Source organism: Nocardioides sp. GCM10027114, from assembly GCF_042659625.1.
Classification (GTDB): Bacteria; Actinomycetota; Actinomycetes; order Propionibacteriales; family Nocardioidaceae; genus Nocardioides.
This window is the reverse complement of the sequence record NZ_JBHSSS010000029.1, coordinates 288,586-306,799: the sequence shown is the minus strand read 5'-3', so window position 1 is coordinate 306,799 and position 18,214 is coordinate 288,586. Positions and strand designations below refer to the sequence as shown.

The window sequence follows — 18,214 nt, the reverse complement described above, 5'->3', positions numbered from 1 at the left end:
CTAGCCGAGCCCTAGTCGAGCTCGAGGATCTCCTCGAGCCCGACGGTCAGCCCGGGCCGGCTGCCGATGGCCCGCAGCCCGGCCAGGACGCCCGGCGTGAACGACGCCCGGTCCAGGGAGTCGTGCCGGATGGTGAGGGTCTCCCCCACACCGCCGAGCACGACCTCTTGGTGGGCGACGAGGCCGCGGATCCGCAGGCCGTGGACGTGAATCCCGTCCACCACCGCGCCGCGCGCGCCCTCGAGGGCGGTGGTGGTCGCGTCCGGCACCGGCCCGAGGCCGGCGTCCCGCCGCGCCGCGGCGACGAGCTCCGCCGTACGCCGTGCGGTGCCGCTGGGGGCGTCCGCCTTGTCGGGGTGGTGCAGCTCGACGATCTCCACCGACTCGTAGAACGGGGCGGCCGCGGCGGCGAAGCGCATCATCAGCACCGCCCCGATCGAGAAGTTGGGGGCGATCAGCACCCCCGTCGACGGGGAGTCGGCGAGCCAGCCGCGCAGCCGCTCGAGCCGTTCCTCGTCGAAACCGGTCGTGCCGACCACGGCGTGGATGCCGTGGCGCACGCAGAACTCGAGGTTGCCCATGACCGCGTCGGGGTGGGTGAAGTCCACGACGGCGTGCACCCCCGCCCCGACCAGGTCGTCCAGGGTGTCGTCGCGGTCGAGCGCCGCGACCAGCTCCAGGTCAGCCGCCGCCTCGACGGCGCGGCACACCTCGGAGCCCACCTTGCCCTGCGCGCCGAGCACGCCGATCCGCATCGTTCCTGCCACCCGGCAAACCTACCGTCGACACCTCCCCGGGGTGGTGCCTGACTCGGAGAGCGGGTGATGGCAGGCTGTCCCCCATGGCGCTGCAGACCATTCCGGCCCGGATCAGGTGGGCCGTGGACGTGATGGACGTCAAACCGGCCGACCACGTCCTCGAGATCGGCTGCGGACCCGGCGCGGGTGCGCAGCTGATCTGCGAGCGGCTCGAGACCGGCAAGCTGTTCGCGATCGACCGTTCGGAGTCGGGCGTCGACCGCACCAAGCGCCGTTGCAAGCAGCACGTCGACTCGGGCCGGCTCACGGTCCGGCAGATCGACCTGGCCACCCTGCGGGTCCCGGTCAAGCGGCTGCACAAGGTCTTCGCCTTCAACGTCAACCTCTTCTGGGTGCGCGACTGCGCCGACGAGGTCGCGCTGCTGCACGAGCGGGTCCTGCCCGGCGGCGCGGTCTACCTGTTCTACGAGGCCAACCGGCCGGAGCTGGTGCCGACCATGGTGCAGAAGGCGTCCGCGGCACTCACCGCGGGCGGCTTCCGGGTCTCCGTGGTCGAGCAGAAGGCCCCGCCGGTCGTGGGAATCATCGGCCGGCGTTAGGCCACAACCTGCATTGGCCCTTCCATAAGGTTCTAGCCTGATATATGGTTCAAATCAGGTTCTGACCTCAAGGGGGTGGCATGGCCGTCATCGTCGTCACCGCCGACCAGCGCGGCGGCCGCAAGGGGCCCGACCTGGTCCCGGCCGCGCTCGAGACGCTGGCCGCGACCCCGACGCTGCTCCCCTTCGAGCGCACCGCCGGCGACGAGGTCCAGGGCGTCCTCGACGACCCGGCCTCCCTGCCGGCCGTCGTGGAGCTGCTGCTGCGCGCCGGCCACTGGCACCTCGGCATCGGCGTGGGCCCCGTCGACGAGCCGCTCCCCGACCACGCACGGGCCGGCCGCGGACCGGCGTACCTGCGCGCCCGCGAGGCCGTCGACGCGGCCAAGACCAGCCCGTGGAACCTGCGGGTCGTCGCCGGCCCGGACGACACGGACGCCCGCGACCTGGAGTCGCTGCTCTGGCTGCTGGCCGCCCTGCTCCACCGGCGCACGGACAAGGGGTGGGAGGTCGTCGACCTCGCCGACGAGGGCCTGCCCTACGAGGAGATCGCCCGACGCGTCGGGGTGACCCAGTCCGCTGTGAGCCAGCGCGCCCAGGCCGCCGGCCTCGTCGAGGGCCGCCGCGCCCGCGAGGTGGTCGCGCGCCTCGCCGCCCGTCTTCTCGGAAAGGACGCCTGACGTGCGAGTGCAGACGCTCACCTCCCTGGCCCTCATCGCCGTGGGCCTGGTGGCCGCCGGTGGGGGCTGGTTGTTCCGGGACCGGAGCCGGACCCTGCTTGCCTCGGCGGCCGCCGCCACGACCCTGGCCCTGCTCGGCGTCCTCGCCGCCTCCCGCCCCGAGCTCGGGAACGGCACGCCCGGCTGGTCCGTGCTGTGGGTGGTGGCCCTCGGCCTGCTCGCAGTGGGCGGCGGAGGCCCCGTCACCACGGCGGTCTTCTCGCTGGTCGACGGCAGCCACGAGGCCGACGAGGACTCGGTGCGCTCCGCCGGTGCGGTGCTCCGCGGCGGTGCGTGGATCGGCGCGCTCGAAAGGGCGGCCGTCTACGGCACCCTGGTGGCCGGCTGGCCGGAGGGCGTCGCCCTCGTGCTGGGGCTCAAGGGCCTCGGCCGCTACCCCGAGCTGCGCAACCAGGAGCACACGGGGACCGCCGAGCGCTTCATCATCGGCACCTTCACCAGCGTGCTCTGGGCGGTCGGCTGCGCGGCGGTCGCCCACCTGCTGCGCGGGGCCTGAGCCCCGCCTGCCGGACGAGGGTTGGAGGTCACTCCGGGCGCGGCGCCCTGACGACCGCGACCGGGCACCCCGACAGGTGGGTCATCGCATGGGTGACCGAGCCGACGGCCAGGCCGTGGAAGCCACCCCGGCCCCGCGAGCCGAGGACCAGCAGGTCCGACCTGTGCGAGTCGCCGACGAGGGTCTCGACCGGGTTGTAGCGGTGGACGTCGAGCTCGACCTTCACGTCCGGGTACTCCTCGCACAACCCGGCGACCTGCTCCTCGACCTGAGCCCTCCGGGCCGCTACCTCCTGGTCCTCCTCGGGCAGCGGCTGCAGCAGGTGCCGGGGCCACCCCTGGGGCAGTCCGAGGGCGTTGACCACGCGGACCCGGTCACCCCGCAGCCTCGCCTCGTCGAAGGCGTAGGCCAGCGCGGCCGTCGAGTCCGGCGACCCGTCGGTGCCGACGCTGATGCGGCCGTGGCCGGTCGCGAGGTGGCCCACCACGACGACCGGGCACGCCGCGTGCCCGACGACCTGCAGGACGGTCGAACCGAGGAGGAGGTTGCCCACGTCCTCGCCCTTCGCCCCGAGGACCACCGCCTGCGCGTCAGCGGCCTCCGCGAGCAGCGCCTTGGCCGGGGTGCTCATCGGCTGGTCGGTCGACACCTCGAGCCCGGGCTGCGCCTCCCCGACGGCGGCCACCGCCTCCTTGATGATGCCCCGCCCCCGGAACTCGGCCTCCTCGAAGCGGCCGGGCGGGAACGCCGGGATGTCGCCGTCCCAACGGGGCAACGTGTGGATGACCCGCAGCGGCGCGCCGCGCATCGCGGCGTCCCGGGCAGCCCAGAGGAGAGCCCGCAGGCTGCGCCCGGTTCCGTCCACCCCGACGACGACGGGTTCGGTCATGGCTCCTCCGGCTGCTCGACCAGCGTGGTCCGAGTCCAGTCGACGCCTCACCCCGCCCCTAGGGGCGAACGACCCCTCGTCGGGTGACCAGCGACGCCGCGGCGCCGCCGGCCACCCCCGGGTCACGCCCGAGTCACGCCCGAGTCACTCCCGCATCACTCGGGGCCGACGACCGCCAGCACCTCCGGCTGCGCGAACAGCTCGGCGGCGATCTGCCGAACCTCCTCGCAGGTCACGGCGTCGATGCGCGCGATCACCTCGTCGACCGAGAGCAGCTCGTCGTAGACGAGCTCGGCCTTGCCCAGCCGCGACATACGGGAGCCGGAGTCCTCGAGGCCGAGCACGAGCCCGCCCCGCAGCTGGCCCTTGCCCCGCTCGAGCTCCTCCTCGCTGATGCCCTCGTCGGCGACCTTGGCGAGCTCGGCGCGGACGGTGGCCAGCACCTCGTCGTACCGGTTGGGCAGGCAGCCCACCGAGACGCCGACGAGGCCGGCGTCGGCGTGGTGGCTGGCGAACGAGAACACGGAGTAGGCCAGGCCGCGCCGCTCGCGGACCTCCTGGAAGAGCCGCGAGGAGGTGCCGCCGCCGAGCGCGGTGTTGAGCACCCCCAGCGCGAACCGGCGGTCGTCGTTGCGGGTGAGGCCGTTCATCCCGAGCACGAGGTTGACCTGCTCGAGTGGCCGGCGAGCCACCAGCGTGCCGGGCTGCACGCGCCGCTGGCGCGCACCTGTCCGGGGTGCCACCGGGGCCTCGTCTCCCGCCAGGAAGTGGTTGCGTCCGAAGGCCTTGCGGACCTGGCGAACCACCGCGGCGTGGTCGACGTTGCCGGCGACGGCCACGACCATGTTGGCCGGCCGGTAGTGCCGCTTGTAGAAGCGGGCGACCTGGTCGCGGCTCAGCGCCGCGATCGAGGACACCGTGCCGGCGATCGGGCGTCCCAGCGGGGAGTCGCCCCAGGCCTGCGCGGCGAAGAGGTTGTGAACGACGTCGTCGGGGTCGTCGTCGTGCATCGCGATCTCGTCGAGGATGACGTCGCGCTCGGCCTCGACGTCCTCGGGCGCGATCAGCGAGTCGGTGATCATGTCGCCGAGCACGTCGACCGCCAGCGGCAGGTCCTGGTCGAGGACCCGCGCGTGGAAGCAGGTGTACTCCTTCGCGGTGAAGGCGTTGAACTCGCCGCCCACGGCGTCGAGGGCGACCGAGATGTCCATCGCGGACCGGCTGCGGGTGCCCTTGAAGAGCAGGTGCTCGAGGAAGTGGGAGCAGCCGTGCAGGGCGGGCGTCTCGTCGCGGGAGCCGACCCCCACCCACACGCCGACGCTGGCGGAGCGGACGCCGGCCATGTGCTCGGTGATGACCCGGAGCCCGCCCGGCAGGACGGTGCGCCGGACGCGCGAGGTCACCTGGCCGTCACCGTCACGCACCGTCTCGAGGGTGCGCACGGAGCCGGTCTTCTGGGGAACGGACAACCGGCCAGCAGAGACCTGCTGGCCGGTCATCGTCGTTCCCGTGGTGCGTCGGGAGCGGGTGGTCACTCGGAGTCGTCCGACCCTTCGTCACCCGACTCGGCACCGGCCTCGGCGTCCTCGACCACCGGGACGAGGGACAGCTTGCCGCGATCGTCGATCTCGGCGATCTCGACCTGGACCTTCTGGCCCACCGCGACGACGTCCTCGACGGCGTCGACCCGCTTGCCGCCGGCCAGGGCGCGGAGCTTGCTGATGTGCAGCAGGCCGTCCTTGCCCGGGAGCAGCGACACGAAGGCACCGAAGTTGGTGGTCTTCACGACCGTGCCGAGGTAGCGCTCGCCGACCTCGGGCATGGTCGGGTTGGCGATCGCGTTGACCGCGGCCCGCGCGGCCTCGGCGGCCTCGCCGTTGGTCGCACCGATGTAGACCGTGCCGTCGTCCTCGATGGACAGCGTGGCGCCGGTGTCGTCCTGGATCTGGTTGATCACCTTGCCCTTGGGGCCGATGACCTCGCCGATCTTGTCGACGGGCACCTGCACGGTGATGATGCGCGGCGCGTGGACCGACATCTCCTCGGGCTCGTCGATGGCCTCGGCCATCACGTCGAGGATCGCCAGGCGGGCGTCGCGGGCCTGGGTCAGCGCCGCGGCGAGGACCTCGGCCGGGATGCCGTCGAGCTTGGTGTCGAGCTGCAGCGCGGTCACGAACTCGCGGGTGCCGGCGACCTTGAAGTCCATGTCGCCGAAGGCGTCCTCGGCACCGAGGATGTCGGTGATCGCGACGTACTTGGTCTCGCCGTCGATCTCACCGGAGATGAGGCCCATGGCGATACCGGCGACCGAGGCCCGCAGCGGGACACCGGCCTGGAGCAGCGACATGGTCGACGCGCAGACCGAGCCCATCGAGGTGGAGCCGTTGGAGCCCATCGCCTCGGAGAGCTGGCGGATCGCGTAGGGGAACTCCTCGCGCGTGGGGAGCACGGGCAGCAGCGCCCGGCGGGCAAGCGCGCCGTGGCCGACCTCGCGCCGCTTCGGCGAGCCGACGCGGCCGGTCTCACCGGTGGAGAACGGCGGGAAGACGTACTTGTGCATGTAGCGGCGCGACTTCTCCGGGGAGAGGGTGTCGAGCTGCTGCTCCATCTTGAGCATGTCCAGCGTCGTGACGCCCAGGATCTGGGTCTCGCCACGCTCGAACAGCGCCGAGCCGTGGACCCGCGGGATCACGCCGACCTCGGCGTGCAGCGGACGGATGTCGGCGAGGCCGCGGCCGTCGATGCGCACGTTGTCGCGCAGGACGCGCTCACGCACGACCTGCTTGTTGACGGCGCGGAACGCGGCGCCGATCTCCTTCTCGCGACCCTCGAACTTGTCGGCGAGCTGGTCGAGCAGCGCAGCCTTGAGCTCGTCGGTCTTCGCCTCGCGCTCCTGCTTGTCGGCGATGGTCATCGCCGCGGTGAGGTCGGACTTCACGGCCGCCTCGACGGCGTCGTACACGTCGTCCTCGAAGTCGAGGAAGACCGGGAACTCCTGGACCGGCTTCGCGGCCTCCTTGGCCAGCTCGGCCTGCGCGTCGCAGAGCTGCTTGATGAACGGCTTGGCCGCGTCGAGACCGCTGGCGACGACCTCCTCGGTCGGCGCCTGGACGCCCGACTGGACCAGGGTCCAGGTCTGCTCGGTGGCCTCGGCCTCGACCATCATGATCGCGACGTCGCCGGACTCGGTCACGCGACCGGCCACGACCATGTCGAAGACGGCGTTCTCGAGCTGGCTGTGCGTCGGGAAGGCGACCCACTGGCCCTCGATCAGCGCGACGCGGACGCCGCCGATCGGGCCGGAGAACGGCAGGCCGGAGAGCTGGGTGGAGATCGACGCGGCGTTGATCGCGAGCACGTCGTAGGGGGTGTCCGGGTTGAGCGCCATGACGGTGATGACGACCTGGACCTCGTTGCGCAGGCCCTTCTTGAAGGTCGGGCGCAGCGGCCGGTCGATCAGGCGGCAGGTGAGGATCGCGTCCTCGCCCGGGCGGCCCTCGCTCCGGAAGAAGGAGCCGGGGATCTGGCCCGCGGCGTACATCCGCTCCTCGACGTCGATCGTGAGGGGGAAGAAGTCGAAGTGGTCCTTGGGGTGCTTGCCGGCGGTGGTCGCCGACAGCAGCATCGTGTCGTCGTCGAGGTAGGCGGTCACCGAGCCGGCGGCCTGACGGGCGAGGAGCCCGGTCTCGAACTTGACGGTCCGCTGGCCGAACTTGCCGTTGTCGAGAACCGTCTCGACGGCGGAAATGGTGGGTTCCACGCTGATGTGGGCCCTTTCTCTTCGCGGAGCGATCCGCGAACGCCCCCGCAGGACTCGCCTGTCGAGTCCGTCGGGTTCCGCCGGTCTTCGATCGAGGCCCGCAGGGAGCCGCACCTGCGGGTCCTGAGGGCCACTACCGAGGACCGGGCCGACGTGCGGGTCGCTCCTTGGTGGTGATGGTGTTGAGTTGTGCGCCTCGACCCTACTACCGGGTGGAGGGTGGGAATACGACAGGAGCGGCCGCCCGAGGGCGACCGCTCCTGGAGGTCATCGACGCAGGCCGAGACGCTCGACGATCGAGCGGTAGCGCTCGATCTCCGTCTTCTGCAGGTAGTTCAGCAGACGGCGGCGCTGACCCACGAGGAGCAGCAGGCCGCGACGGCTGTGGTGGTCGTGCTTGTGCTGCTTGAGGTGCTCGGTCAGGTGGCTGATCCGGTGGCTCAGCAGCGCGATCTGAACCTCGGGCGAACCGGTGTCGCCCTCGGTCATGGCGTACTCGGCGATGATCTTCTTCTTGGTCTCCGCGTCGGTACCAATAGACATACGCGGGCTCCTTCCGGTGTCGTTGCGCGGCGCGCCGGGGCCTGTTCACCCGGGCACTCGAATCCGCGGCCGTTGCACGGCAACCGAAGAAGGCTACCAACGCGCGTCGCCCGGCCCCAAAACGGGCGATCCCCGCTGGGGCCGGGCGACCCGGCGTGCGTCGGTCGGTCAGACCGCCGGCGGCTGGTCCTGCTCGGTACGACGCTCGCTCACCGTCTGCGAGCCGTCGGGGTGGGTGGTCCGCGCCACGCTGGCGGCCTGGCGGCCCCGGTTGAGCTGCACGGCGGTCAGCACGATGACCAGCAGGCCCGCGGCCGACAGGATGTAGCCGATCATCACGAGGTCGACCCCTGCGATGGCGTCCTGCACGGCGAACGCCAGGATCAGCCCGAGGGCCAGGAGGAACACACCGAGTCCGTATCCCATGGACACTTCCCTTTCCGGTTCACGGCCGCCCGCTTCAGGCAGCCCTCAGGACCGGCCACTGCCGGCCCCGCACCGGATCGTTCCCCGACGGGCCCCGGTCCATGCGCGTTGTCCGGACCACACCCGACACCGCCGTCCCCAGCCGTCCCGCCGTCAGCGGGTGAGCAGGGCGCGGACCGCCTCGCGGGCGGACATCGGGTCGCTGGCGGACAGCGCGGCCTCGGCGACCTCCTCGCACGTCTCGTAGTCGGTGGCGGCGAGCCGGGCACCCACGGGCCGCACGGCGGCCGCAGCCATCGACAGCGAGGTGACCCCCATGCCGACCAGCGCGCACGCCAGCATCGGGTCGGCCGCGGCCTCCCCGCAGACGCCGACGGACTTGCCCACCTGGCGGCCGGCCTCCGCCGTGATCGCAATGAGCTGCAGCACCGCCGGCTGCCACGCGTCGGTGAGGTGGGCCAGGTCGGTCGCCATCCGGTCGGCGGCCATCGTGTACTGGGTGAGGTCGTTGGTGCCGATCGAGAGGAAGTCGACGACCTCGAGCATGCGGTGGGCCAGCAGCGCGGCGCTGGGCACCTCGACCATCACGCCGGCCTTCAGGCCCCGGTCGTGGACCTTCGCGGCGAACTCGGCCGCCTCGGCCACCGTGGCGACCATCGGCGCCATCACCCACGTCTCGGTGCCGGTGGTGGTGGCGGCCCGGGCGATGGCGTCCAGCTGCCGGTCGAGCAGCCCCGGGTTGCCGAAGGAGAGCCGGAGGCCGCGGACCCCGAGGGCGGGGTTCTCCTCGCCGTCGAGCGTCGCGAAGGCCAGCGGCTTGTCGGAGCCCGCGTCGAGCGTGCGCACCACGACGTACGGCGCGCGCTCCCCCGCCGCACCGCCGAAGGCCGCCAGCACCTGGCCGTAGATGTCGGCCTGCTCTTCGACGGTCGGCTCCTCGGTCCGGTTGAGGAACGAGAGCTCGGTGCGGAAGAGCCCGACGCCCTCCACGGGCGCGGCGGCCGCCTGGCGGGCCGACTCCCCGTCGGCCACGTTGGCGAGGATGCGCACGGGACGGCCGTCCCGCGTGACTCCCGGCCCGGACCAGCTCGCCAGGGCAGCCCGCTGGTCACGGTCGGCGGCGACCCTGCGCCCGGCCTCGTCCGCGTCCGGCGCGACCTCGACGGTGCCGGCGGTGCCGTCCACCAGCACACTGACGCCGGTCGCGAGCTCGAGGACGCCGGGCACCCCGACGACGCAGGGGATGCCGAGCTGGCGGGCGATGATCGCGGTGTGGCTGGTCGGGCCGCCCCGCTCGGTCACCAGTGCGACCACGCTGGCGGGGTCGAGCCCGGCGGTGTCGGAGGGCGCGAGGTCCTCGGCCACCAGGACCGAGGGCACCTCGGGCGTCGGCACCCCGGGCTCGGGCTCGCCGACCAGCCGCGCGACCAGTCGCCGCTCGATGTCGCGCAGGTCGGTCACCCGCTCGGCCATCAGTCCGCCCATGTTGGCGAAGACGTTCGCGAACTGTTCCACGGCCGCCTGCACGGCGGCGACGAGGTCGTCGCCGGAGCGCAGCTGCTTGCGGACCGCACCGCGCAGGCCCTTGTCACGCGCCAGGCCTGCGCTCGCTGAGAGCACCTCCGTGGCCGCCCCGGAGGTCTGCTCGGCCTTGCTCGTGAACCCGGCGGCCACGGCCTCGACCGCGGCGTCGTAGCCCGCGAGCGCGGCCTCCTCGTCCAGCGGGGGCGCGGCACGGAACCGGTCGACGGCCTCCGGGGAGACCTCGGCGGCCACGAGGACGACCGGGGCGTGCACGACCCCGGGGACGACGGGGGTGCCCTGAAGGGAGGTGGTGGTCGCTGTCATGCCCCAAGTTAAACCCGTCACATGCTTGACAGTCAACACATTCGGGCGTAAAACAACATATACAAAGTTTCAGCCGCCCCTAATCAGGCAAGGACGGACGCATGTCACTGTATGCCGAGGAGCGCCAGCAGGCCATGGCGCAGCTGATCGCCACGCACCGCCGACTCTCGGTGGCCGAGCTCGCCAAGCAGTACGACGTGACCCAGGAGACGGTCCGCCGCGACCTCTCCGCCCTGGAGCGCATGGGGCTCGTCCGCCGGGTCCACGGCGGCGCGGTGCCCGCGGGCAGCCTGGTCATCGAGCCCGCCCTCGGCGAGCGCGACGCCGAGCACACCGAGGAGAAGGAGCGGATCGCCCGGGCAGCGGTGGCCGAGCTCCCGGCGACCGGATCGACCGTGCTCCTCGACGCGGGCTCCACCACCGCCCGGCTGGCCGGCCTGCTCCCCCGCGACCTCGAGCTGGTCGTGCACACCCACGCGGTGCCGGTGGCGGCACGGCTGGCGGGCAACCCCCGCGTGGAGCTGCACCTGCTGCCCGGCCGGGTGCGCACCACCACGCAGGCCGCCGTGGGCGCCGAGACCGTCGATGCCCTGCGCACCCTGCGGGCGGACGTCGCCTTCGTCGGCACCAACGGCCTCACCGTCGACCACGGCCTCTCGACGCCGGACCGCGACGAGGCCGCGACCAAGCGGGCCCTCGTCGCGCGGGCCCGCCGGGTCGTCGTCCTGGCCGACTCCAGCAAGATCGGGGCGGAGGCGCCGCTCAGCTTCGCCGCCCTCACGGACGTCGACGTGCTGGTCACCGACTCGGGTCTCGGCGACGAGCAGCGGCGTGAGCTCGAGGGCGCCGGGCTGCAGGTCGTGGTCGCATGATCATCACCCTCACGGCCAACCCGAGCCACGACCGCACCGTCACGCTCGCCGCGCCGCTCACGCGGGGTGCCGTCCAGCGCGCGGAGTCGGTGACCTCGCAGGCCGGGGGCAAGGGAGTCAACATCTCCCGCGCCTCCGTGGCCGCGGGCGTCCCCTCGATCGCGGTGGTCCCCGCCCCCAAGGACGACCCCTTCGTCCTCGAGCTGCTCGGCGCCGGCGTCGACTGCCGCCCCGTCCTCCACGAGGGCGACCTGCGCGTCAACATCACCATCACCGAGCCCGACGGCACCACCACCAAGCTCAACTCGCCGGGACCGGCCATGACCGCCCACGTCCTTGACGACCTCGCCGGCGCGCTGCACCACCGCGCCGAGGCAGGTCACTGGGTGGTGCTCGCCGGCTCGCTGCCCCCGGGCACCCCCGACCGGTGGTACGCCGACCTCGTGGCCGGGCTGCACGACACCGGCGCCAAGGTGGCCGTGGACACCAGCGAGGCCCCGCTCCGGGCGCTGGTCGACGGGCTCCCGGCGAGCGCACCCCACCTGATGAAGCCCAACGGCGAGGAGCTGGCCTCCTTCACCGGCGGCGACCCGGACAAGCTCGAGGCCGACCCGCACGCCGCCGCGGAGGCTGCCCGGACGCTCGTCGACCGGGGCGTCGAGGCCGTGCTGGCCACCCTGGGCGCCAACGGTGCCGTGCTCGTCACCGCCGACGGCGCCTGGCACGCCACGCCGCCACTGACCGAGGTCGTCAGCACCGTCGGCGCCGGCGACTCCAGCCTCTTCGGCTACCTCCTCGGGGCGATCGAGGACCGGTCCCCCGCCCACAGACTCGCGCTCGCCGTGGCCTACGGCAGCGCGGCAGCCGGACTCCCCGGCACGACCATCCCGCAACCCGCACAGGTCGACCCCGAGCTGGTCTCGGTCCGCGACCTCGCACTCACCCAAGGAGGGTGACGATGACCGACCTGATCACCACCGATCTGGTCCGGCTGGACGTGGACCTCGGCACGAACAAGAACGACGTCATCCGGGCCCTGGCCGGCGTCGTCGCCGATGCCGGCCGGGCCGACGACGTCGACCAGCTCGTGACCGACACGCTCGCCCGTGAGGAGACCTCCCCCACCGGCCTGGCCGGCGGGATCGCGATCCCCCACAGCCGGACCTCCGGCGTCTCGGTGCCGACCCTCGCCTTCGCCCGTCTGAACCCGCCGGTCGACTTCGGTGCCAAGGACGGCGCCGCCGACCTGGCGTTCCTCATCGCCGCGCCGGCCGAGGGGGACGCCGACCACCTCCAGATCCTCACCAAGCTCGCACGCGCCCTAGTGAAGCCGGCCTTCACCGACGCGCTGCGGGCGGCGGAGACGCCGTACGAGGTCGTGGAGCAGGTCAGCCTCGCGCTCGGCCTCCCCGCTGCCCAGCCCGCGGCCGCAGCCGCGGCCGCACCGGCCGCCGCGGAGCCCGCCCCGGCCGCACCCGCCCCGGCGACGAGCGAGCGCCGCAGCCTGGTCGCGGTCACGGCCTGCCCCACCGGCATCGCCCACACCTACATGGCCGCCGAGGCCCTCGAGGCCGCCGCGATGCGCGCCGGCGTCGACATCGACGTCGAGACCCAGGGCTCGGCGGGCGCACACCCGCTCGGCCACGACACGATCGCCAACGCGGCGGCGGTCATCTTCGCCGTCGACGTCGGAGTTCGCGACCGCGGCCGGTTCGCCGGCAAGCCGGTGGTCTCCTCGGGCGTGAAGCGCCCGATCGACGACGCCGACGCGATGATCGCCGAGGCGCTGCGGTACGCCGACGACCCCAACGCTCCCCGCGTCGAGGGGAGCGCTGCCGAGGAGCCCGGGGGCGCGGCGGCCGAGGAGACCTGGGGCGCCCGGATCCGCCGGATCCTGATGACCGGTGTGTCCTACATGATCCCGTTCGTCGCCGCCGGCGGTCTCCTGATCGCGCTCGGCTTCCTCTTCGGCGGCTACGAGATCACCGGCCCCGGCTCGGAGATCGCGACCACCAACACGCTGTTCAACCTGCCGGACCTGCAGGAGACCGGGCTCGAGCACGCGCTGTTGGACAGCGCCCTCCTGGCCTACCTCGGAGCGCTGTTCTTCGTGCTGGGTGGTGCCGCCTTCGGCTTCCTGGTGCCGGCGCTGGCCGGCTACATCAGCTACGCCATCGCCGACCGGCCGGGCATCGCGCCGGGCTTCGTCATGGGCGCCATCGCGGTCACCCTGCAGAGCGGCTTCCTCGGCGGCATCATCGGCGGTGTGCTCGCCGGCATGGTGGCGCACTGGATCGGCAGCTGGCGGGTGCCGGCCTGGTCGCGCGGCCTCATGCCGGTCGTCGTGATCCCCCTGGGGGCCACCCTCATCAGCGGCTTCGTCATGGTGGTCGTGCTCGGCCGTCCGCTGGGCGAGCTCATGGAAGCCCTCAACAATGGCCTCACCAGCATGAGCGAGGAGCCCGGCCTGGCCGTCCTGCTCGGCGCCGTCCTCGGCCTGATGATGGCCTTCGACATGGGCGGCCCCCTCAACAAGGTCGCCTACGGCTTCGCGGTGGCGGGTCTCGGCGCCGCTGCCACCGCCACCGACGCGCCGGAGCTGAAGATCATGGCTGCGGTGATGCTCGCCGGCATGGTGCCGCCGCTGGCGCTGGCCCTGGCCACTGTCGTCCGCCCCCGCCTGTTCAACGCGCCGGAGCGGGAGAACGGCAAGGCCGCGTGGCTGATGGGAGCCTCGTTCATCACCGAGGGCGCGATCCCGTTCGCCGCAGCGGACCCGGTCCGCGTCATCCCGTCGATCATGCTCGGCAGCGCGGTCACCGGCGGCATGGCGCAGGCGCTCGACGTCACCCTGCGGGCCCCGCACGGCGGCATCTTCGTGCTCTTCGCCGTCGACAACGTGCTCGGCTTCCTGCTCGCCCTCGTGGTCGGCACGCTGGTGGCCGCAGCCTCGGTCATCGCCCTCAAGTCCGTCGGTCCGCGCGACCCCGACACCATCGTCGCCTGAGCCGGAACCACCCGTCCCGACCCATCCCGAAGGAGAACCCATGCCCAGCAAGTCCGTCGTCGTCGGCTCCGCCGTCGGCCTCCACGCCCGTCCCGCCTCGATCATCTCCGAGGCCGCCGCCGAGCTCGACAGCGAGGTGCTGATCGGCGTCCCCGGCGACGAGCCGGTCGACGCCAGCTCCGCGCTGCTGATCATGACGCTCGGCGCCGGCAACGGCGACACGGTCGAGGTCTCCAGCGACGACCAGTCCGCGCTCGACCAGATCGCGGCCCTGGTCGAGCAGGACCTCGACGCCTGAACGGTTCGGCCACCTCCTCGGGCGACCGGGGGCCAGGGCCCGGGGCCCGGCCTTAGACTCGCCCTCGCCGTGGCCCACGGGAACGCGGCTGCCGGACTCCCCGGCACGACCCATCCCCCGACCAGCGCAGGTCGAGCCCGAGACGGACTCGGTCCGCGACCTCGCACCCACCCAAGGAGGGTGACGATGCCAGACCTGATCACCACCGATCTGGTCCGACTGGACGTCGACCTCGGCACGGACAAGAACGACGTCATCCGTGCCCTCGCCGGTGTCGTCGCCGAGGCAGGCCGGGCCGACGACGTGGACCGGCTCGTGGCCGACACGCTCGCCCGGGAGGACATGGCCCCGACCGGCCTGCCCGGAGGCATGGCGATCCCCCACTGCCGCAGCGGCGCAGTGTCGGAGCCGACCCTCGTCTTCGCCCGGCTCGACCCGGCCGTCGACTTCGGCGCCTCGGACGGAGCCGCTGACCTGGTGTTCCTCATCGCGGGTCCTGACACCGGCGACCACCACCTCCAGATCCTGACCCGGCTCACGCGAGCCCTGGTCAAGCCGGCGTTCACCGACGTGCTCCGCAGCGTCCGCAGTGTCGACACGGCCGTCGACCACGTGGGCCACGCGCTGGGTCTGCCGACCGGGTAGCAGTCAGCGCGCTTCCGCGGTCGGCTCGGCCCGCAGCGCCAGGTAGACGGCGCGGACGCCGACCGCCCGCTCGAGCTCGCGCAGCACCGCGCCGAAGAACTGGGTGCGGTAGGCCTCGTCGGTGACCGTCGCGACCGTCAGGTAGAGCGTCGAGAACGCCGCGAGGAACACCGAGACCTGCAGCAGCTCGGCCGAGACGTTCGGCAGCCCGGGGATGTTGTGGGGGTCGTCGCCGGTCCAGTTCGCGACGATCGCCGGCTCCATGACGATGGCGCCGAAGACGAGGAAGAACACGAAGACCGACAGCGACAGCAGCAGGACCTGCGTGGCCTGGATGATCAGGAGCACGATGACGAGGTTCCAGCGCTCGTAGCCGGTCACCTCGGCGTACGCCGTGGGGGTGCTGTCGGGGTCGTCGACCAGGCGGGCGCACTCGCGCTCCAGCGGCGTGCCGGCGCAGGCGCGCCGCAGGAAGGCGTCGTCGACGTGGTCGTCGGTGCGGTCGACCTCCTCCGGCAGCCGCACGAGCAGGAAGCCGCCCGCGAGCACCCCGAACAGGAGCGCGACCAGCCACAGCACGGCGCCGTCGAGCGCTGCGGCGACCTCCCAGACCTCCGCGTTGATGAACAGGAAGGTCACGAAGAGCAGCAGCAGCGGCAGCGCCCGACTCATCATCGGCAGCAGGGTGCGCAGCCCGCCGAAGGTGCGGTGCAGCGCCCAGGTGACGATCGGGCGGGCGCGCAGCGCGGTCAGGGCGTACCAGAGGCCCGCGAGCAGGCCGAAGGTGAGCAGGGTCGCGGGGGCGAAGCTGAACTGGTCGCTGACCCAGGCGAGCGCAGCGCCTGCGCCGGCGGCGGACAGGCCCGTGAGCACCAGCAGCGGCAGCGTCCGGCCGAGCCGGAGCGCGTCGCGGGCGGCCTGCCGCTCCTCGGGGACGAAGTAGGACAGCCCGTGGCCGATGAACCACCGGTGGGTGGCCGTCAGCGTGTCCCCCGCCACCGGCGCCTCGCTCACGCGCGTCCCAGCAGCTCGCGCGCCCGGTCCACGTCGTCGGCCATCTGCGCGACCAGCTTGTCGACGGAGTCGAACGCGACCATGCCGCGCAGCCGCTCGACGAAGGCGACCTCGACCTCGACGCCGTAGAGCTCGAGGTCGTCGCGGTCGAGGACGTAGCTCTCGACGCGCCGCTCCCGCTCGCCGTCGAAGGTGGGGTTGGTGCCGACGCTGATCGCGGCGGGGTGCTCCTCGCCGGTGTCGAGCCGCCGCAGCCAGCCGGCGTACACCCCGTCGGCCGGGGCGGCGGTCGCCGTCGAGGTCGGCACGTTGGCCGTCGGGTAGCCGAGCTCCCGGCCGCGACGGTCCCCCTGCACGACCGTGCCGCGCACGGCGAACGGCCGGCCCAGCGCCTCCGCGGCCCCGGCGACGTCGCCGGTGGTCAGGCAGGTGCGGACGTACGTCGAGGACCACACCTGCGGCCCGCCGTCGAGCTCCACGCCCTCGGCGACGAACCCGCGCTGCTCCCCCACCTCGCGCAGCAGCGCGACGTCGCCCGCGGCGCGGTGGCCGAAGCGGAAGTTGGCGCCGACCACGACCCGGGAGGCCTGCAGGCCGTCGACGAGGACGGTGTCGATGAACTGCTCCGGCGTCCACGCCGCGACGTCGCGGTCGAACGGCAGCGCGAGCACCCGGTCGGCACCGGCCTCGCCGAGGAGCCGGGCCCGGGTGTCCAGGTCGGTCAGCGTGGGGGGTGCGTGCTCGGGCCGCAGCACCGCCATCGGGTGCGGGTCGAAGGTGAGCGCCACGAGCAGCGTGCCGTCGGCGTCCGCGTCGCGGCGGGCGCGCTCGAGCACGGTGCGGTGGCCGCGGTGGACGCCGTCGAAGTTGCCGATGACGACCGTGGTCGGGCCGACGTCGCCGGGGACCTCGTCGAGGGAGCGCCAGATCTGCACGCGGGAAGCCTAACGGGACGGCTCAGACGAAGACGGCGACCGCCCGCGCCACGTCGCCGCGGGGCTCGTAGAGCGCGAGGAACTCCCCGTCGGGCGCGAAGACGGCGGTCAGCCCGTCGAGCGGGACGTCGAGGGCGCGGCCGAAGCGGACGTCGGTCGCCTTCACCTCGTCGAGGTCGACCGAGCTGAAGCAGGCGCGTGCCACGTCGGCGACCGGCACCATCTTGAACTGCTCGGCGAGCTCCTCCAGCGTGCGCGCCCGGTCGAGCCCGAAGGGCCCCACGGCGGTGCGGCGCAGCGCGGTCAGGTGGCCGCCGACCCCCAGGGCGGCACCCACGTCGCGTGCCACGGCCCTGACGTAGGTGCCGCTGCTGCAGCGCAGGCTCAGGTCGACGTCGAGGTGCTCCCCCGCCGGGCGGACGTCGTGGACGTCGAGCGCGTGGATGGTGACGGGACGGGCGGCGAGCTCGACCTCCTCGCCCTCCCGGACCCGCTGGTAGGCGCGCTTGCCGTCGACCTTGATGGCGGACACCGCGGTCGGCACCTGGAGCAGGTCGCCGACCTGGGTCGCGAACGCGTCGCGGACGGCGGCCTCGTCGAGGCCCAGGGCCGGCGCGGTCGACACGACCTCGCCCTCGGCGTCGTCGGTCGTGGTGGCGACCCCGAGCCGCACCGTGGCGTCGTACGCCTTCTCGGTGAGCATGAGGTGGCCGAGCAGCCGGGTGGCCCGGTTGACGCCCACCACCAGCACGCCGGTGGCCATCGGGTCGAGCGTGCCGGCGTGGCCGACCTTGCGGGTCCCGGCCAGCCGGCGCACTCGCGCGACGACGCCGTGAGAGGTCATCCCGGCCGGCTTGTCGACGACGACCACACCGGCCGAGCCGGCCGGGACTGCGGCGGGTGCGGTCACCGCTCGGCGGCGTCCTCGCCGGCGCCCGCCTCGGCGCTCTCCGCCTCGTCCTCGTCCTCACGGGGCTTGCGGTACGGGTCGCTCTCGCCGGCGTACGCCGTGCCGCGGGCCGCGGCGACCGCCTCGTCCTGGGCCTTGGCCCGGGCCAGCACCTCGTCGAGGTGGCGGGCGTTCTCGGGGAGCGCGTCGTGGACGAACGTCAGCGTCGGGACGTGGCGCATGCCGAGCTGCTTGCCGACCTCGGACCGGATGAGGCCCTTGGCCGACTCCAGCGCCGCGGCCGTGCTCGAGAGGTCGCCCTCCTCGCCCAGCACCGTGTAGAAGACCGTCGCCTGCTGGCTGTCGCCGGTGACCCGGACGTCGGTCACGGTGACGAAGCCGAGCCGCGGGTCCTTGATGCGGCGCTCGAGCATCTCGGCCACGATCACCTGGATCCGGTCCGCGATCTTGCGCACGCGTGGGTTGCTCATGGTG

Annotated in this window: 19 protein-coding genes; 8 read left to right on the top strand and 11 right to left on the bottom strand. The window is 73.1% G+C overall.

Annotated elements, in window-relative coordinates:
* Nucleotides 1-11: 11 nt before the first annotated feature.
* Nucleotides 12-755 (bottom strand): 4-hydroxy-tetrahydrodipicolinate reductase, encoded by a 744-nt coding sequence (dapB, locus tag ACFP2E_RS18260; RefSeq protein ID WP_378524463.1) that lies wholly within the window; start codon nt 753-755, stop codon nt 12-14.
* 86 nt (nt 756-841) lie between these two features.
* Between dapB and ACFP2E_RS18255 the strand changes: the two genes are divergently transcribed.
* The 3 genes from ACFP2E_RS18255 to ACFP2E_RS18245 all read left to right on the top strand — a co-directional run bounded on the left by ACFP2E_RS18255 (nt 842) and on the right by ACFP2E_RS18245 (nt 2,593).
* Nucleotides 842-1,357 (top strand): class I SAM-dependent methyltransferase, encoded by a 516-nt coding sequence (locus ACFP2E_RS18255; protein ID WP_378524227.1) that lies wholly within the window; start codon nt 842-844, stop codon nt 1,355-1,357.
* Nucleotides 1,358-1,437: 80 nt separating this feature from the next.
* On the top strand, nt 1,438-2,037 hold the full coding sequence (locus tag ACFP2E_RS18250; RefSeq protein WP_378524228.1) for a transposase: 600 nt from the start codon (nt 1,438-1,440) through the stop codon (nt 2,035-2,037).
* A 1-nt stretch (nt 2,038) separates the two neighbouring features.
* Nucleotides 2,039-2,593: a hypothetical protein gene (locus tag ACFP2E_RS18245; RefSeq protein WP_378524229.1), complete on the top strand. Its 555-nt coding sequence runs from the start codon at nt 2,039-2,041 to the stop codon at nt 2,591-2,593.
* Nucleotides 2,594-2,621: 28 nt separating this feature from the next.
* Here the strand turns inward: ACFP2E_RS18245 and ACFP2E_RS18240 are convergent, their stop codons facing one another.
* The 6 genes from ACFP2E_RS18240 to ptsP all read right to left on the bottom strand — a co-directional run bounded on the left by ACFP2E_RS18240 (nt 2,622) and on the right by ptsP (nt 10,059).
* A complete protein-coding gene (locus ACFP2E_RS18240) occupies nt 2,622-3,482 on the bottom strand; it encodes a universal stress protein (RefSeq protein WP_378524230.1) in 861 nt (286 codons plus the stop codon).
* A gap of 155 nt (nt 3,483-3,637) precedes the next feature.
* Complete coding sequence (locus ACFP2E_RS18235) at nt 3,638-4,981, bottom strand: M16 family metallopeptidase (protein ID WP_378539368.1); 1,344 nt, start codon at nt 4,979-4,981, stop codon at nt 3,638-3,640.
* A gap of 32 nt (nt 4,982-5,013) precedes the next feature.
* Complete coding sequence (locus ACFP2E_RS18230; protein WP_378524232.1) at nt 5,014-7,242, bottom strand: polyribonucleotide nucleotidyltransferase; 2,229 nt, start codon at nt 7,240-7,242, stop codon at nt 5,014-5,016.
* A gap of 267 nt (nt 7,243-7,509) precedes the next feature.
* Nucleotides 7,510-7,785 (bottom strand): 30S ribosomal protein S15, encoded by a 276-nt coding sequence (gene rpsO / locus ACFP2E_RS18225; protein WP_378524233.1) that lies wholly within the window; start codon nt 7,783-7,785, stop codon nt 7,510-7,512.
* Between the two features lie 168 nt (nt 7,786-7,953).
* Nucleotides 7,954-8,211: a DUF6458 family protein gene (locus ACFP2E_RS18220; RefSeq protein ID WP_378524234.1), complete on the bottom strand. Its 258-nt coding sequence runs from the start codon at nt 8,209-8,211 to the stop codon at nt 7,954-7,956.
* Nucleotides 8,212-8,364: 153 nt separating this feature from the next.
* Nucleotides 8,365-10,059 carry a phosphoenolpyruvate--protein phosphotransferase gene (gene ptsP, locus ACFP2E_RS18215; protein ID WP_378524235.1) on the bottom strand — a complete coding sequence of 565 codons (1,695 nt, stop codon included), beginning with the start codon at nt 10,057-10,059 and terminating at the stop codon, nt 8,365-8,367.
* A gap of 101 nt (nt 10,060-10,160) precedes the next feature.
* Here ptsP and ACFP2E_RS18210 point away from each other — a divergent pair, with 101 nt between their 5' ends.
* From ACFP2E_RS18210 to ACFP2E_RS18190, 5 genes are all read left to right on the top strand, one after another.
* A complete protein-coding gene (locus tag ACFP2E_RS18210) occupies nt 10,161-10,931 on the top strand; it encodes a DeoR/GlpR family DNA-binding transcription regulator (RefSeq protein ID WP_378524236.1) in 771 nt (256 codons plus the stop codon).
* On the top strand, nt 10,928-11,887 hold the full coding sequence (locus ACFP2E_RS18205; RefSeq protein WP_378524237.1) for a 1-phosphofructokinase family hexose kinase: 960 nt from the start codon (nt 10,928-10,930) through the stop codon (nt 11,885-11,887). The genes ACFP2E_RS18210 and ACFP2E_RS18205 overlap by 4 nt, the downstream gene beginning before the upstream one ends.
* Before the next feature lie 2 nt (nt 11,888-11,889).
* Complete coding sequence (locus tag ACFP2E_RS18200; RefSeq protein ID WP_378524238.1) at nt 11,890-13,938, top strand: fructose-specific PTS transporter subunit EIIC; 2,049 nt, start codon at nt 11,890-11,892, stop codon at nt 13,936-13,938.
* Between the two features lie 40 nt (nt 13,939-13,978).
* Nucleotides 13,979-14,236 (top strand): HPr family phosphocarrier protein, encoded by a 258-nt coding sequence (locus tag ACFP2E_RS18195; RefSeq protein WP_378524239.1) that lies wholly within the window; start codon nt 13,979-13,981, stop codon nt 14,234-14,236.
* A 186-nt stretch (nt 14,237-14,422) separates the two neighbouring features.
* The gene (locus ACFP2E_RS18190; protein ID WP_378524240.1) at nt 14,423-14,881 is read left to right on the top strand and encodes a PTS sugar transporter subunit IIA; all 459 of its coding nucleotides are present in this window, start codon (nt 14,423-14,425) and stop codon (nt 14,879-14,881) included.
* Nucleotides 14,882-14,884: 3 nt separating this feature from the next.
* Here ACFP2E_RS18190 and ACFP2E_RS18185 read toward each other — a convergent pair whose 3' ends face one another.
* Genes ACFP2E_RS18185 through rbfA form a run of 4 tightly spaced genes read right to left on the bottom strand, consistent with a single transcriptional unit; the run spans nt 14,885 to nt 18,210 of the window.
* Nucleotides 14,885-15,895 carry a hypothetical protein gene (locus tag ACFP2E_RS18185; protein WP_378524241.1) on the bottom strand — a complete coding sequence of 337 codons (1,011 nt, stop codon included), beginning with the start codon at nt 15,893-15,895 and terminating at the stop codon, nt 14,885-14,887.
* Entirely contained in the window at nt 15,892-16,830 is a 939-nt protein-coding gene (locus ACFP2E_RS18180) for a bifunctional riboflavin kinase/FAD synthetase (RefSeq protein WP_378524242.1), read from the bottom strand. The genes ACFP2E_RS18185 and ACFP2E_RS18180 overlap by 4 nt, the downstream gene beginning before the upstream one ends.
* Before the next feature lie 22 nt (nt 16,831-16,852).
* Complete coding sequence (gene truB / locus ACFP2E_RS18175; protein WP_378524243.1) at nt 16,853-17,740, bottom strand: tRNA pseudouridine(55) synthase TruB; 888 nt, start codon at nt 17,738-17,740, stop codon at nt 16,853-16,855.
* The gene (gene rbfA / locus ACFP2E_RS18170; protein ID WP_378524244.1) at nt 17,737-18,210 is read right to left on the bottom strand and encodes a 30S ribosome-binding factor RbfA; all 474 of its coding nucleotides are present in this window, start codon (nt 18,208-18,210) and stop codon (nt 17,737-17,739) included. The genes truB and rbfA overlap by 4 nt, the downstream gene beginning before the upstream one ends.
* Nucleotides 18,211-18,214: the final 4 nt, after the last annotated feature.

Bases quoted from the DNA above. Each gene is read 5' to 3' on its own strand.
- dapB (WP_378524463.1), bottom strand. From the start codon at position 755: ATGCGGATCGGCGTGCTCGGCGCGCAGGGCAAGGTGGGCTCCGAGGTG.
- ACFP2E_RS18255 (WP_378524227.1), top strand. From the start codon at position 842: ATGGCGCTGCAGACCATTCCGGCCCGGATCAGGTGGGCCGTGGACGTG.
- ACFP2E_RS18250 (WP_378524228.1), top strand. From the start codon at position 1,438: ATGGCCGTCATCGTCGTCACCGCCGACCAGCGCGGCGGCCGCAAGGGG.
- ACFP2E_RS18240 (WP_378524230.1), bottom strand. From the start codon at position 3,482: ATGACCGAACCCGTCGTCGTCGGGGTGGACGGAACCGGGCGCAGCCTG.
- ACFP2E_RS18235 (WP_378539368.1), bottom strand. From the start codon at position 4,981: ATGACCGGCCAGCAGGTCTCTGCTGGCCGGTTGTCCGTTCCCCAGAAG.
- rpsO (WP_378524233.1), bottom strand. From the start codon at position 7,785: ATGTCTATTGGTACCGACGCGGAGACCAAGAAGAAGATCATCGCCGAG.
- ACFP2E_RS18220 (WP_378524234.1), bottom strand. From the start codon at position 8,211: ATGGGATACGGACTCGGTGTGTTCCTCCTGGCCCTCGGGCTGATCCTG.
- ptsP (WP_378524235.1), bottom strand. From the start codon at position 10,059: ATGACAGCGACCACCACCTCCCTTCAGGGCACCCCCGTCGTCCCCGGG.
- ACFP2E_RS18210 (WP_378524236.1), top strand. From the start codon at position 10,161: ATGTCACTGTATGCCGAGGAGCGCCAGCAGGCCATGGCGCAGCTGATC.
- ACFP2E_RS18205 (WP_378524237.1), top strand. From the start codon at position 10,928: ATGATCATCACCCTCACGGCCAACCCGAGCCACGACCGCACCGTCACG.
- ACFP2E_RS18200 (WP_378524238.1), top strand. From the start codon at position 11,890: ATGACCGACCTGATCACCACCGATCTGGTCCGGCTGGACGTGGACCTC.
- ACFP2E_RS18195 (WP_378524239.1), top strand. From the start codon at position 13,979: ATGCCCAGCAAGTCCGTCGTCGTCGGCTCCGCCGTCGGCCTCCACGCC.
- ACFP2E_RS18190 (WP_378524240.1), top strand. From the start codon at position 14,423: ATGCCAGACCTGATCACCACCGATCTGGTCCGACTGGACGTCGACCTC.
- rbfA (WP_378524244.1), bottom strand. From the start codon at position 18,210: ATGAGCAACCCACGCGTGCGCAAGATCGCGGACCGGATCCAGGTGATC.